This window comes from Lentilactobacillus kisonensis DSM 19906 = JCM 15041, assembly GCF_001434135.1.
GTDB lineage: Bacteria > Bacillota > Bacilli > Lactobacillales > Lactobacillaceae > Lentilactobacillus > Lentilactobacillus kisonensis.
Map to the genome: position 1 here is coordinate 25381 of NZ_AZEB01000007.1, position 13478 is coordinate 38858.

Below are 13478 nucleotides of genomic sequence, written 5' to 3' on the forward strand. Positions count from 1 at the left end.
CCTCCTATTTATATCTTATAATTAATCTTGATTTGCTTTGGTAGATTTTGCTCGCTGAGTGAGAATTGCACTAAGAATAAGAACACAGGCAAGAAATCCTAAAATTCCAACAATCAGTGCAATCTTTCCAAACCCACCTAAGTTTCCTAACAAGATCCCGGGAATTAAGTAGTCTGTATCAGCAAACGTTGATGCAGCTAGTTTCAAACCACCAAGAACTGGTAGAATAAATAATGGTAACCAGCTAATAATCAAACTATTAACCGTGGCACCAATGATTGCACCTCGACGACCACCGGCAGCATTTCCGTAAATACCTGCTGCGGCGCCACAGAAGAAGTGACCAACGACTCCAGGAATAATAACAGTGGTGCCCATCGCAATCATTCCAAACATTGATAAAGTACCAACGATAAAACTAACAAAGAATCCTAGTAAAACAGCATTTGGTGCATATGGGAAAATAATTGGAACATCAAGAGCTGGCTTGGAATTAGGAACAAGCTTTTGAGCAATTCCTTGGAATGCCGGGATAATTTCACCCAAAATCATTCGAACTCCTTGCAGAACAACAACGAACCCAGCAGCGAATGTACCAGCTTGAATCATTGCATAAATAATGTAATTATTCCCTGCACTTAAATTCTTTTCAACAAATTGGGGGCCCGCCATAATAGCTAAAATAATGTAAACAATCCCCATTAATAATGTGATTGAAACTGTTGAATCACGTAAGAATCCTAAACTTTGAGGAATCTTCAAATCTTCTGTGCTCTTTTTAGAATCACCGAACCATTTCCCCATTAACCCGGAAATGGCATAACCAATATTACCTGTATGACCCATCGCAACTTCATCGCCGCCTGTAATCTTACGCATGAACGGCTGGCAAAGTGCAGGCGTTACTGTTAATAAAGTCCCTTCGAAAATACCACCAAGTACAATTGTTTGCCATCCTGATCCAAGGTGTGCACTGACCAAGATAACGGCAGTCAAACACGATACATAAAGCATTGCTTGTCCAGTAAGGAAAATATACTTAAATCGTGTGAATCTTGCTAATAGAATATTAACAATCATACCAACCAACATAATTAAAGCAGTTGTCGTCCCGTATTTAACAAGGGCAATCGCAACCACGGCTTCATTACTTGGAACAACTCCTTGAACATGTAAAGCAAATTTGAACATTGAAGCAAACGGTGTCAATGAATTACTTAATATTCCGGCACCACCAATTAGAACCAGGAACCCAGCAAAAGTCTTAATTGTTCCCTGGATAACTTCAGTACTCTTTTTCTTTTGAAGTAATAATCCCAGCATTGCGATCAAAGCAACCAATATAGCTGGTTGGGTTGCAATACTGACGAACAGATTTAATATTGCTTTCATAACTTAGAACCCCCTGCGGCTGTTAGCCTACTTAGCATCGTATTTAATATTCTCTCGATCCAAAATATCGTTAACATGCTCTTTAGTCTCATTCTTATCAATTAGACTCTTAAGCAAAACAACTTTATCTTTTGGAAGTGAACTAACGGCGTTAGCAAGGGTAGATTCTACAAAGAAATAGTCTGCTGCATTTGCTGAAGCACTACCAACATCTGAGTGATCAACCTGGATATTACTTGTATCAACATTTTCATCCTTCATAATTGCCTGAATATTCATCTGAACCATAAAGCTTGTACCTAAACCACTTTGGCAAACTGCTAAAATTTTCATAATTGTTCCTCCTAATGTTGTTACTCTTCTGGTTTATCGGCCTCTCCTAAGGCTTCAATCAACTCATCTACTGACTTTGCTTCTAACAATTTATTCAAAATATCGTTATTTGTTAGAACTGCCATCAGTTGCTGAATGACACTTAAATGACTATTACTATCGGTCGCTGCCAAAACAAACCAAAGTTTAACCGGATGATCTTCGCTAACCAAATCGACTGATGAATTCGTCTTTAGTAATGACAAACCAATCTTGTGAACATTATCATTTGGCCTAGCATGCGCAAGTGCAATTTGTGGTCCAATATTGATATATGGTCCCTCTTCTTGTACAACGTCAATCATTGAATCAACATATGCGTCTTCAACAAATTTTAGATCAACTAAAGGTTGAGCAGCCTTGCGAATCGCGTCTTCCCATTTATAACTACCGCCGTCTTTAATTTGTATTGTATGCGCATTCAATAAATCCGATAACAAACCATTCACCTCCACAGAAAAATTAATATTTAATTACCCTATTACAGTTAAGAGTATATATATTGATTAATCTGTTCACAAGTGCAATAATGGCATCATAAAAAGTGCAGTTTTGTAACTACGTACTAGTGAGGAATTCTTTATTTATGATTAAATTTAGCAAATATAAGCATGGAAATGAGCTATTAAATATTTTGTCACAATCGGATACGTTTACCCCCGTTTCTGATTTAATGGCTTCTTTAAGTCTGTCTCGACGAAGTGTTTTTTACTTAATTAAGAAAATCAATGAAGAATTGGATAATCATGAATTATATGGGATTACCAACGTTCAAAATATGGGTTATTACATTCCCGATGAAACCCGTCAGGAGCTGCAAAACACAAACAGCTCCCCCGTATTTAGTGGTCTAACTCTTTCTCAGAGGATTATGATAATTACTTTTGTCCTAATTTCACGACATTATTCTTCTCTCAGATTCTTATCGTCGTATTTATCAGTTTCTAAGAACACAATTATCAGAGATTTAACATCCGTTGAAAGCATCCTCAAAAAGCAACATTTAGGTATTACCAATACCGGTAAAGGCAAAGTAGTTGTTGGAGATGAACTAAACAAACGTAAATGGGTGTATGAGAATGCTGACGAGCTCATAAAATTATATAATCAACAAACGAGGATTTCTATTAACCAAATGGTTCCTAAACAACTGAAACTCTTGGAAAGAATTACTGGCAATGCGTTGACTGACGATGCCAGAGAAATGCTTAAATATTACCTAACGTGGTATCTTAGGCGTTTAGAGGATCCAAGTATGCGCCTCGTGGATCAAAACCCAGATCCTCATTATTCACTTGCCTTTACATGGGCCAACAGCTTGTTACATGATAATCAAATTAACAATCGCTCTGAAGCGGAATACCTGGCACGGTTTGTAAACTCTCGGCAATTCTCCTTCGTCAATTGGGACGATCCACTAATTCAAATCCTGAAACCAATTACTAATTCAATTATTCAACGATTCAACGAAGTCGCAGGTGTTTCAATTAATCCAACTCAAAATTCATTGGTTAATAATCTTACTGTTCATCTACTTTCAACATATTATCGTGTTAAGTTCAATATCAATTATCGTCATCCAAGCCTCAAACAAATTAAGGAAAGCTACCAAGAAACCTTTGATCTAACAAGGTTAGCGGTCCAACCTTTCGAAACATTTCTAAAAAAGCAACTTTCTGATGACGAAATCGCTCTAATTGCACTTTATTTCGGAGGCGTACTTAGGAATGCATACTCAACTGTTTCTAACTCTGGCGAAGTTCTTGTGGTTTGTTCCAGCGGTATCGGGACGTCACAGCTACTACTAAAGAAACTCAGAACAGCTTATCCATCAGTTAACTTTTCCGGGCCGATGAACGTTATCCAATATGAAAACAGCACGCTAGAGCGAACAAAGTTAGTGATTAGTACAATCCACTTACATCCTAAAAAACAAATCCCCATTATCAGTGTCTCCGCACTACCATCAGACATCGAATGGAACACCATTAATCAAGCATTGATTATGGCCAATTTAACTGCCAGCGACTCAATCCCACAAATTAACGTTGGTACACTTATTGACATCATTGCAAACTATTCCAAAATAGTTGATGTTAATGGATTAAAAAGTGCATTACGTACCTATCTCTCACAAACAACTCACAAAGAACCAACGGCGTTTAACAGAACGCATGACGCCCCGATTTTATCTGAAAAAGATGTTCAGATCGTACCTCATGTCGAGCATTGGGAAGATGCTATCCAATGTTCAATGGATCCCTTGCAAGAAAGTGGCCAAATTAATCAAGATTATATTAACAAAATCATTGATTTGACAAGGAAACATGGCCCCTATATGGGATTAGGAAACGGAATTATGTTGGCTCATGCTTCCCCAAACGATGGTGTCACTCAATTAGGAATGAGTATTACTGTATTTAAGAAGCCGTTCGCTTTAACGGAATCAACTAAAAAAATTAAATTAGTGATTGGCTTAGCCCCAATAGACGAGCAACAGCATCTTTCTTACCTTGGGTTATTAATGCGCCGGCTCCAAGATAAAGATTGGCTAAACAACTTATACAGTATCGATGACAAAGATAAGCTCGTTGAACTCTTACAACATAGTCATTTGTTAGAACAGATTAGCTAATATTAAGAAGTTCCCACTCAATTATTTAACATGCAGAAGTACGGTCAGATAACTAACCGTACTTTTTGTTTGCCTCAAACCTCTATTGAGTAATGGCAACCCCTGTTGCATCTAAAAAGTTTTGAGTCATCATGTCCCAAGCAGTTTCAATATCGTCACTCAACCCAAATAATCCGCTTCGACCAATAATATAGATATCAGGTTGCGCATCAAAAATCCGCTTAAACGACTTCCGATTTGACGACCCGTCCATTTCAATCAAATAATGATAGCCATTTTCTTCTCTAATCGACCGAAGATCTTTGATTTTTTGCAGGCTACTTTGAATAAACTTTTCGCCGGCAAAGCCTGGATCAACAGTCATAATGGTGATTTTATCTAAGGCTTCTAAATATGGTTTGATTTCACTAATCTGGGTTTCAGGGTTTAGAACAACTCCCGCTTTTAAACCTGCATCATGGATTTTATTAATTAACCTAAACGCAATGCCATTAGCCCTCTCAGCAGGGAAACAAATATATTCACTGTGAACTTTAATTAGTTCATCGACCCAGAACGAAGGATCTTCAACCATTAAATGCGATGAAATTGGTGTGTCAGAAATCTTCTTTACCTGTTCAATAAACCAAGGGGATAAAGTTAAGTTTGGTACAAAGTGACCATCCATAATATCAACGTGAAAAGAGTCCACCTTATCACTAAGAAATTCAATTTGTTCTTTAAAGTTATCAAGATCCATTGTCATTAATGATGGTGCAAATTTTACATTCATCTGTTATTCCTCCGTTATGAAATTTGAATATCATCCATGTTCAAGTCAGCTTCAGTAGCAGTATCTTCTTTGTTTTCATCTTCAGCTGTTACTCGTTTTTTAATTAGTGCTAGGACAAGGCCTGTTACAATAACGTTTGCAACCAAACCAATGATAAATCCAAACGGCTTAGTCATTGTTGGAATGGCAAGAAGGCCACCAAATGGCACTTTACTATTGGCACTGAAATACATTGAAATTGCTCCACCAACAGCACCACCAATTCCCGTTGCAACAACACACCGAACAATATCGTTCAAGACAATTGGTAGAACCCCTTCAACAATTTCGAAAATTCCCATTGGAAAGGCTGTCTTGATTGTTTCCACTTCAACTTTGGTATAAATATTTTTTCTGAACATCTTGCCAAAGAAATATGCGGCCGTAAAACCAAGTGGAGTAGCCATATTTACCAAAATCAGGGCAGTAATTGGTTCGTTCACCCCAGAAGCTTGCATGGTCAAAACAAACGCAAATACCGTTTTGTTGATTGGCCCACCATAATCAACACTAGCTAATACACCAATCATCAGACCGTAGAACAGCTTGGACGTTCCATTTAAAGTGCTCAGATAATGCGTCAATCCAGTTGTTAACCACCCAATTGGACCTCCAATGATATACACCATGATGATGCTGCCGATAAATGAAGCAATAAACGGCACAATCAGCATTGGCATCAAGCCGTTTGCCCAGTTTGGCAGTTTAACGTATTTGATAGTCCCTAAGACTAACCAACCGGCCATGTAACCACCAATCAGTCCACCGATAAACCCTGCTCCAATCGCTTCAGCAGCTAAGCCAACAATCAATCCAGGAGCAATTCCAGGTTTATCAGCAATTGAAAAAGCAATTCCAGTAGAGATAATCATCGGCAGCATTCCTAAACCAGTTCCGCCAAGCTTAGCTAACGCATCCCAGAAGGTAAAGCTCTTGGTAAGGTCTGCTGATGAGTTGTCACCCATAGCTAAACCAATTGCTATCATAAATCCAGCACCACAGACAACTGGAATTAAAAATGAAATTGCTGTTAGCAAATGGTTCTTCAATCGCAATGATTTTATAAAATGTTTCATCATCTATCCCTCCAAGCCTATGCTTTAATACCCTTAGAGCGGGATTTAGCAACTTCAACGGCTTTCTCAATTAGCTTAGTCGGTGACTTAATTGCAATATCCGTTGGAACAGTAATTTTAGTGATATTATCAAATCGTTCCATCCCCTTTATCTTGACATCAATCGCCAAAATAGAGATGTCAGCGCTATCAATTTCCTCCTGAGTTAAGGCATTTTCAGTCCCAATTGTGCCCTGCGTTTCTAAATGGATTTCATAGCCCAGCTTCTTAGCGGCCTTCTCTAACTTTTCTTGAGCAATATAAGTGTGGGCAATTCCAACAGTACAAGCACATACACCAACAATTTTCATCATAAATTCCTCCTAGTTTTCAAATGCTGCCGTTATCTCTTGAACATTCTTCGCTGACTTTAATGACGCTAAAACATCATCATCACCGAGTTTTCTAGCAAATTGTGCTAAAAGCTGCAAATGTAATTTTGCTCCTTCAGAATTATCAGGAACCGCGAACAAAACCACAATTTTAGTCTTTTGGTCGTCCAGGCTTTCCCAGGGAATTGGGTCTTTAAGAGTCGCAATTGCAACCCCTGGCTCAACGACACTCTCACTTTGACCGTGAGGAATCGCGACACCATTTCCAATTCCAGTTATCCCTTGAGATTCTCGTTGATATACCGACTTTAGGAAGCCCTCTTCACTGCTAACATTCCCCGCATTGTGCATTGAATGAATAATTTCTTTTAAGACTTCATCTTTTGATTTAGAACTACTATTTACAATTATTGTTCGTGGATTAATTGAACTTTTGACATCCATTAAATCATCATCTTCTTTCAAATATACGTACATTATCAACAAAACTTTGAGAGTGATCAGAATTAAACAACTGGTTTGTAACATCTGGATCTGCTAACTTCTGAACAAGCCTTGGGATTTGCTTAACCCGATCATCTTTTGTTGTTGGAATCATTAAAAATACAACACCGTTTACAAAATTCTGATCTCCCCAATCAATCGGAAACCTTCGACAATTCACAAACACAATCTGTGGTGCTTTAATTGTTGCCGTTTCACAGTGAGGCATTGCAACGAGGTCATCAATCCTTGTGTCTGAAACCTGCTCCCTTGTTAGAAGTGCACTAACCGTCTTATCAATATTAGATATCAAGTTGTGATTACTCAAACGCTTACAAACAAATTTGAATAATTCATTTTTCGTGTATTGCTTTGTCAAGAATACAATTGAATCTTGATTAATTAAGCTCATTGCCTCACCCCTTTAAGTGAATCCATTGTTTCAAGAATTGCATTTCGATCACGTTGGTTAAACAATGCACTCACAACTACTACCGGCTTCTTTGGGAGGCTTTTAAACGGAACGGTTGATATAATGAAATCAACGTCCGTATATTTCAGTTTGTTAGCCTCGTATTGACCAATGGAAAGAACATCATCAATAATAAAGTCTGGAAATGAATTACTGACCTTAACCTTCAAAAGTTGCGCAGTTCCAACCCCTGTGGTACAAGTAATCAGCACCCGAGTTGGTTTACGCTTATTTTCTAATTCCTTAGCAAAATATATTGAGATAAATCCGCTTTCACCTTCAGGAATATCAGGCAAATCAAATTTTTTTGAGACCGTCTTTGACGTTTTTGAAACGGCAGCAAAAACCTTTGGGTATTCTGCCTTTATCTCTTCAAGTAATTCATTCTTAGCGTAAATTCCATTTGTAAGCCGATTAAGCATTGGTCTAATATGTTTTACTAAATCCAACAAAATGCTACTTCTATCAATGCTTTGACCCAATATGTTGGAAACGTTGGCAACATATTCTTCAGCAATCGACAATACCCGAAATGGCACCTTTCCAGTTACCTCATCGAAATTGTAAATTCTTGAAGATTCAAGGTACTCATAGATGTATAGCGTTTCCGATAAGGGCAATTGAATATTGGCATATTTTTCGATTTTCTGAGTAATGTTCTGGGCACAATGCAGTAAATCAAAATTAAAATTACGATTAGTTTCCTGCGTATTACTTAGTAGTGCCCCTTTACGTCCGACGTTTTTATAGCGATTAATAAGAATATAGATATGAGAAAAAATATTAATATCATAAGGATAGGGAATATCAACCATTAGATCCTTTTCTGCATCCCTAATCAATTTAATTACAAAATCAACATCTCGCTGATTCAATGACACATTTGATTTGCTAAATATATTATTGAAGTCAATTACGCCACTAACATCAGTTAACGCCGAAATTGCTTGACGGACATTTGCTTCTTTTCCCTGAATAGCCATTTCTCGATTAGCACGATGTAATCTCAAATGGAATTTTTCAAGCCACTTTCCCATCACCTTCTCATCATTATTAATAACTGAATCACTTACATAGAAATGCTCATACATAGAACTAACTTTGATGGATCGAGACGATACATATAATAATCGCAGTAAGACTTGTTCCCGACGGCGACTTGGGGATAATGAATTAATTACGGATAAATTGGTGTTTGGCAACTGAGTAAATTGGTCCTGGGATCGATCTTGATTCAGTCGGATTCCTTTACCCTTGGCAGCAACAATCAGCTTAGGATCTCCAACCTTATGATTGATCTGATCAATTGCTCGATAAATCGTCTTAGTCGAAACATTCAATTCATCAGACAACTCTTTTGCAGTCATGAACGTTGTCGTTTTCTCTAACAAATTTAATATTTCACGATTTATTTTTACCTTTACCATTTTTATCTCTCCCTTCAATAAATAGTGTAACTCCTAAAAATGTAACCGTTTTCTCGAATCTTGTCCACATCAATGGACATTCATCTACTTAAATTACCACTCGTATATTGATCAGAACGTACTTTGACAACAAAAAAGTAAGCAGTTATATAATTGGACACCCACGTAGTAGACTTTCAATTATTTACTGCTTACATTTAATTAAACTTCTATCAACTCAACATCTACGAGACTAAATATCTCACATTCCCCCTCACTCAAACTGCGCCTCATACAACTGCTTATAGTACCCATCCATCTGCATCAACTCATCATGAGTTCCCCTTTCAACAATCTGGTCATCGTTTACGACCAAGATCTGGTCAGCGTTGTGAATTGTTGACAGTCGGTGGGCAATGACCAATGAGGTTCGCTGTTCCATCAGGTTTTCTAGTGCATGTTGGATTGTTTTTTCTGATTCGTTATCTAGTGATGCGGTGGCTTCGTCTAGGACAACTATCTGAGCATCCTTTAACAGCGCCCGGGCAATTGCGATTCGCTGCTTTTGACCACCGGAGAGCTTGATTCCCCGCTCGCCAACTTGGGTTTTCAACTGGTCTGGCAGGCCATGGATAAAGTCATCAATATCTGCCAATTTAGCGACCTCCCAAACTCGATCATCAGTCGCTCCCGGTGTCCCATAGCGAATATTATCGGCAATCGTCCCATCAATAATAAAGATATCCTGCGATACAATCGCAATGTTTTGCCGTAACGATTTCAATTTGATGTGATTAATTGGAATCCCATCAAAGTAGATCTGACCGCCGTTAACGTCGTAAAGCCGATCCAATAAGTCGGTGATCGTGGATTTACCAGCACCGGAATGGCCAACTAACGCCGTTTGCTTCCCAAATGGGATTTCAAAGGTGACGTCTTGAATTGCCGCCTGGTGAGGATCTTCGGCATCTTCCGATGAATAGGCAAAGGTTACGTGGTCAAATTTAACTCCGGATTTAATCGTTGGAAAGGCCACGGCATCAGGTGCATCAACAATCTCTGGCTTCAGGCCAATAATGTGAACAATCCGGCCATAAGAAACTAGCGATTGCTGGAACTGGTTCAACAATCTGGAAAACGCGCTAATGGGGCTCTGGAGAATGCTAACGTAACTCAGGTAAGCAACCAACTGACCAATCGTTAATTGGCTCTTAAACACAAACAGCGTCCCTAGCAGCAATACAATTGCCGTCCCTAAATATTGAATAAAGGTAATCAGCGGCGAAAAGATTGCCTGATTCCGAGTTGCTTCAATGATATTATCCTTATTCTGGTTGGCTAATTTACTGAATCGGCTCGATTCCAAATCTTCAGTTGTGTAGCTCTTAATTAGTTGAATCTGCGTCAGGGTATTTTGCAACTGGTTGGTCATCAGTGCCTGGGACTGCCGCGCCTTTTGGTACGAATTTCGAATTCGGGTTCTAAAAATCCGTACCACCAAGAAAATCAGTGGGAAGGTCAGGCTAACTGCCAGTGCCATAATCCAATTTACATAGAATATGAATACTAAGACACCAATAAACGTGAATAGGCTGCCAATCAACGACAACATATTTGGCGAAATTAAGTTTTGCAAGTTATTAATATCAGACGTCAGCCGAACCATCAAATCACCAGTTTTGCTGGATTCAAAGAAATGGGTGTCCAAGCGAATCAGGTATTGGTATAACTGATTTCGCAGATTGGTAATCGCCCCTTGGCTCATGACCCCCATGAAATAGGTCGATAAATAGGTAAAAATGCCAGAAATTGTCACCGTTAGCAGCAACAATCCCACAACAATGATCAAGCGGCCCGTATCCTTATTCGGAATCACGTGGTCAATGATATACTGATTAAATTGTGGCAATAAAAAATCCATAAACGACAGGATGGTTAAGACAACAACGTTTAACGCTAGGATCCACGGTCGTTTAAGTACCGTCCCAAAGACAAATTTAAACATCGCGGTCATTGTAATGGGTTGATTATTATCAGTAACCGTCTTATTTGACTGATTTTGCATGCGCCCGCCCCCTTAATGAGCAATTCGCGAAACTTTAGACAATCAATTACAGCACGGTTATGGTGACAAAGTCAAAGAAATAGCTCACCTGACAAATTGATGTTAGTTCACAGTAAAAACTAATCTTCCGCCACGTGGTCTTATATGCTAGTATTTATTGTTGGGGTATTTGTCATTAACCATCTTACATATTGAGGAGAGTCAGGAAATGAGCCGTTTCAAATTACAATCCATTATTTTTGTGCTGGTTGCGTTCATGCTGGGATGCAACGAATTTATCGTCGTCGGGGTGTTGTCAGACCTTTCCCAAACATTTAACGTTCGGCTGGCAACGATTGGCTATCTCGTCACAATTTTTGCAACGGTTTATGCGGTCAGTACACCATTTGTAACCGTGCTGACGAGTCGCTATAGTCGTTATAAAACACTGCTATCATTAATTGTCGTATTCTTCATTGGTAATACAATGAGTGGCTTTGCGACTAGTTACGTTTGGATGGTGGTTTCGCGGATGATCACCGCTACCACCGCCGGATCAATCATTTCTCTCGTCATGACGTTTGCCAGCACAATCGCGCCGCGAGATAAACGGGCAGGCTTAGTTTCCTGGATCTTTGCCGGCTTTAGTATTGCATCAGTCTTTGGCGTGCCCATCGGGGTCTCAGTCAGCACAAGCTTTGGCTGGCGTTATGCCTTTTATGGCATCTCGGTGCTGACAATCATTACCTTTATTCTCCTAGTGTTCATCTTGCCGCGCCATATCAAACAAACACAAGGTTCTATCAAAAAACAATTAACGCTATTGCTGGATCCACGAATTTATTTTGGCATCTTCGCCACTCTCTTCATGGCCGCAACTATGTATGCTTACTATACCTATATCCGGCCATTGTTAACAACGTCTCTGGGATTTAGTACGACGAGCCTAAATTGGTTATTATTCATCATCGGCGTTGTCAGCATCTTTGGCAACCGTTTATCAGGCGCGGTGGCTGCCCGACCCAATGGGTTACGGCTGATGCCCAGGTTCTATACGGCCGATATTATCCTATTATCATTGATGCCGGTTGCCTTGCTAAATAAGCTTTCTGGTTTTAGCATTCTCTTAGTACTAACCCTAATCGTGACCATCATGAACTCCCCCATCCAAATTCACTTCTTAAATACAGCTGAATCGGATTACCCGCAGTCATTGGTATTAGCATCATCCCTCAGTTCAATTTTTTTCAACTTTGGCATCTCACTGGGATCCGCCACAGCGTCTAGCATGACCGGGCTTGTTGGTTTAGACAAAATCAGTCTTGGCGGCGCGGTGTACGCAGCATTGGCAATGATCTTCGTGATCCTAACCAATCGTGCCATTAAACACCATGATGAAATTAAGCTTGATGATGCCAACACAATCATTAATAAATAATTCAACCAACTTAATTTGAAATGCAAAAAAGGCCCTGACAACTGTCAGAGTCTTTCTTCATCTAGAAATGTTCATTACCCGGTTCACAGTGCCTTATCCTTGTGAGCATTGGCTTCCTTATCTTCAGCTTTCCGCTGTTCCTTTTCCAATCGTGCTAATTCTTTTTTCTGTTCATCAGTCATTGGAGGTAGTCCCATCAAGTCCACCAAATCTTGGACAGTTAAGTCTTCAGCCATTTGATGGATGATCTTCTTTACTTCCTCTTCGCTTTTCAAATACTTTGCCAACTCACTCATACCCCTTCCATATGTTGAACTATTCGCACATTTCTTATACAATACTCAATCCCATTAGGAATATATGTCTTAATGTGATACAAATCTGTCGTTGTTGCACAAGTTACGCAAGCTATGTGTTGGAAAACGTCTGTTTTCTCCAAACGCCTTATATAGTATTCAATCAATGCACCATCAAATTCATGCTGGCGATAACTGTTATGGTAAAGTCTGTTTAGATTTGTAATTTGTGGTTGGATTCGGTTTTCCATGATGAAATTCTTAAACAACCTCATATCCTTCAACCCATTCACAAAATTCAAACAATTATCCTCATTAACATCAATTTCAATCCTAATAATAACATGTTCCTGGCCTGAAGTGGCGGATAACCAATACTGCTCTGCCAGCTCCTTATCTGACAGAAAGCCATACGTCCCAAATCCAAGACTGCCCGGTTTCTTCCGCATTCTACCAACGTAAAACCTTGCCCAGTCAGTTGCCGGCACCTTGAGTCCTTGATCAATTATTTTCTGCCAATTCATTTTTCCCGTTGCGTGATAAAGTATTAAATTCGGCACAATTAGTCCTCCGTAGTTTAGTCGTTAACAGCTCGATTCACTCCAACTGTTAATTATTAAATACGAAAAATAACCCAATTTTTGTCAGCAAAACAGCCACCCCAACTTGGAAATGATATTCC

At 39.2% G+C, this 13478-nt stretch carries 14 protein-coding genes; 2 read left to right on the forward strand and 12 right to left on the reverse strand.

Annotated features, from left to right (window positions below; all coding sequences use genetic code 11):
* Nucleotides 1-21: 21 nt before the first annotated feature.
* Genes FC98_RS04910 through FC98_RS04920 form a run of 3 tightly spaced genes read right to left on the reverse strand, consistent with a single transcriptional unit; the run spans nt 22 to nt 2204 of the window.
* The gene (locus FC98_RS04910; RefSeq protein ID WP_054654734.1) at nt 22-1392 is read right to left on the reverse strand and encodes a PTS ascorbate transporter subunit IIC; all 1371 of its coding nucleotides are present in this window, start codon (nt 1390-1392) and stop codon (nt 22-24) included.
* Nucleotides 1393-1419: 27 nt separating this feature from the next.
* Complete coding sequence (locus tag FC98_RS04915) at nt 1420-1725, reverse strand: PTS sugar transporter subunit IIB (RefSeq protein ID WP_008857741.1); 306 nt, start codon at nt 1723-1725, stop codon at nt 1420-1422.
* Nucleotides 1726-1745: 20 nt separating this feature from the next.
* Complete coding sequence (locus tag FC98_RS04920) at nt 1746-2204, reverse strand: PTS sugar transporter subunit IIA (RefSeq protein ID WP_054654736.1); 459 nt, start codon at nt 2202-2204, stop codon at nt 1746-1748.
* Nucleotides 2205-2350: 146 nt separating this feature from the next.
* On the opposite strand from FC98_RS04920, the gene FC98_RS04925 reads away from it, so the two are divergent.
* The gene (locus FC98_RS04925) at nt 2351-4399 is read left to right on the forward strand and encodes a BglG family transcription antiterminator (RefSeq protein WP_056949273.1); all 2049 of its coding nucleotides are present in this window, start codon (nt 2351-2353) and stop codon (nt 4397-4399) included.
* Nucleotides 4400-4481: 82 nt separating this feature from the next.
* Here the strand turns inward: FC98_RS04925 and alsE are convergent, their stop codons facing one another.
* From alsE to FC98_RS04960, 7 genes are all read right to left on the reverse strand, one after another.
* Nucleotides 4482-5171, reverse strand: coding sequence for a D-allulose 6-phosphate 3-epimerase (gene alsE, locus FC98_RS04930; protein ID WP_008857744.1), 690 nt, complete (start codon nt 5169-5171; stop codon nt 4482-4484).
* A 14-nt stretch (nt 5172-5185) separates the two neighbouring features.
* Nucleotides 5186-6289, reverse strand: coding sequence for a PTS fructose transporter subunit IIC (locus FC98_RS04935; RefSeq protein WP_420805281.1), 1104 nt, complete (start codon nt 6287-6289; stop codon nt 5186-5188).
* 14 nt (nt 6290-6303) lie between these two features.
* Entirely contained in the window at nt 6304-6636 is a 333-nt protein-coding gene (locus FC98_RS04940) for a PTS fructose transporter subunit IIB (RefSeq protein ID WP_040471858.1), read from the reverse strand.
* A 12-nt stretch (nt 6637-6648) separates the two neighbouring features.
* The gene (locus FC98_RS04945; protein WP_235803584.1) at nt 6649-7101 is read right to left on the reverse strand and encodes a PTS sugar transporter subunit IIA; all 453 of its coding nucleotides are present in this window, start codon (nt 7099-7101) and stop codon (nt 6649-6651) included.
* Nucleotides 7102-7108: 7 nt separating this feature from the next.
* Nucleotides 7109-7552 carry a PTS sugar transporter subunit IIA gene (locus FC98_RS04950; RefSeq protein WP_008857749.1) on the reverse strand — a complete coding sequence of 148 codons (444 nt, stop codon included), beginning with the start codon at nt 7550-7552 and terminating at the stop codon, nt 7109-7111.
* On the reverse strand, nt 7549-9039 hold the full coding sequence (locus tag FC98_RS04955; RefSeq protein WP_056949275.1) for a BglG family transcription antiterminator: 1491 nt from the start codon (nt 9037-9039) through the stop codon (nt 7549-7551). Before FC98_RS04955 ends, FC98_RS04950 begins: the two co-directional genes overlap by 4 nt.
* Nucleotides 9040-9292: 253 nt before the next feature.
* Nucleotides 9293-11083 carry an ABC transporter ATP-binding protein gene (locus FC98_RS04960; protein ID WP_056949276.1) on the reverse strand — a complete coding sequence of 597 codons (1791 nt, stop codon included), beginning with the start codon at nt 11081-11083 and terminating at the stop codon, nt 9293-9295.
* A 208-nt stretch (nt 11084-11291) separates the two neighbouring features.
* Here FC98_RS04960 and FC98_RS04965 point away from each other — a divergent pair, with 208 nt between their 5' ends.
* Nucleotides 11292-12500, forward strand: a complete 1209-nt coding sequence (locus tag FC98_RS04965) for an MFS transporter (protein WP_008857752.1) — start codon at nt 11292-11294, stop codon at nt 12498-12500.
* An 83-nt stretch (nt 12501-12583) separates the two neighbouring features.
* Here FC98_RS04965 and FC98_RS15060 read toward each other — a convergent pair whose 3' ends face one another.
* Together FC98_RS15060 and FC98_RS04975 are read right to left on the reverse strand one after the other, a co-directional pair.
* On the reverse strand, nt 12584-12796 hold the full coding sequence (locus FC98_RS15060; protein ID WP_008857753.1) for a hypothetical protein: 213 nt from the start codon (nt 12794-12796) through the stop codon (nt 12584-12586).
* The gene (locus FC98_RS04975; protein WP_040471861.1) at nt 12793-13356 is read right to left on the reverse strand and encodes a hypothetical protein; all 564 of its coding nucleotides are present in this window, start codon (nt 13354-13356) and stop codon (nt 12793-12795) included. The genes FC98_RS15060 and FC98_RS04975 overlap by 4 nt, the downstream gene beginning before the upstream one ends.
* Between the last annotated feature and the right edge of the window lie 122 nt (nt 13357-13478).

Bases quoted from the DNA above. Each gene is read 5' to 3' on its own strand.
- FC98_RS04910 (WP_054654734.1), bottom strand. From the start codon at position 1,392: ATGAAAGCAATATTAAATCTGTTCGTCAGTATTGCAACCCAACCAGCT.
- FC98_RS04915 (WP_008857741.1), bottom strand. From the start codon at position 1,725: ATGAAAATTTTAGCAGTTTGCCAAAGTGGTTTAGGTACAAGCTTTATG.
- FC98_RS04925 (WP_056949273.1), top strand. From the start codon at position 2,351: ATGATTAAATTTAGCAAATATAAGCATGGAAATGAGCTATTAAATATT.
- alsE (WP_008857744.1), bottom strand. From the start codon at position 5,171: ATGAATGTAAAATTTGCACCATCATTAATGACAATGGATCTTGATAAC.
- FC98_RS04935 (WP_420805281.1), bottom strand. From the start codon at position 6,289: ATGATGAAACATTTTATAAAATCATTGCGATTGAAGAACCATTTGCTA.
- FC98_RS04940 (WP_040471858.1), bottom strand. From the start codon at position 6,636: ATGAAAATTGTTGGTGTATGTGCTTGTACTGTTGGAATTGCCCACACT.
- FC98_RS04945 (WP_235803584.1), bottom strand. From the start codon at position 7,101: ATGGATGTCAAAAGTTCAATTAATCCACGAACAATAATTGTAAATAGT.
- FC98_RS04950 (WP_008857749.1), bottom strand. From the start codon at position 7,552: ATGAGCTTAATTAATCAAGATTCAATTGTATTCTTGACAAAGCAATAC.
- FC98_RS04955 (WP_056949275.1), bottom strand. From the start codon at position 9,039: ATGGTAAAGGTAAAAATAAATCGTGAAATATTAAATTTGTTAGAGAAA.
- FC98_RS04960 (WP_056949276.1), bottom strand. From the start codon at position 11,083: ATGCAAAATCAGTCAAATAAGACGGTTACTGATAATAATCAACCCATT.
- FC98_RS04965 (WP_008857752.1), top strand. From the start codon at position 11,292: ATGAGCCGTTTCAAATTACAATCCATTATTTTTGTGCTGGTTGCGTTC.
- FC98_RS15060 (WP_008857753.1), bottom strand. From the start codon at position 12,796: ATGAGTGAGTTGGCAAAGTATTTGAAAAGCGAAGAGGAAGTAAAGAAG.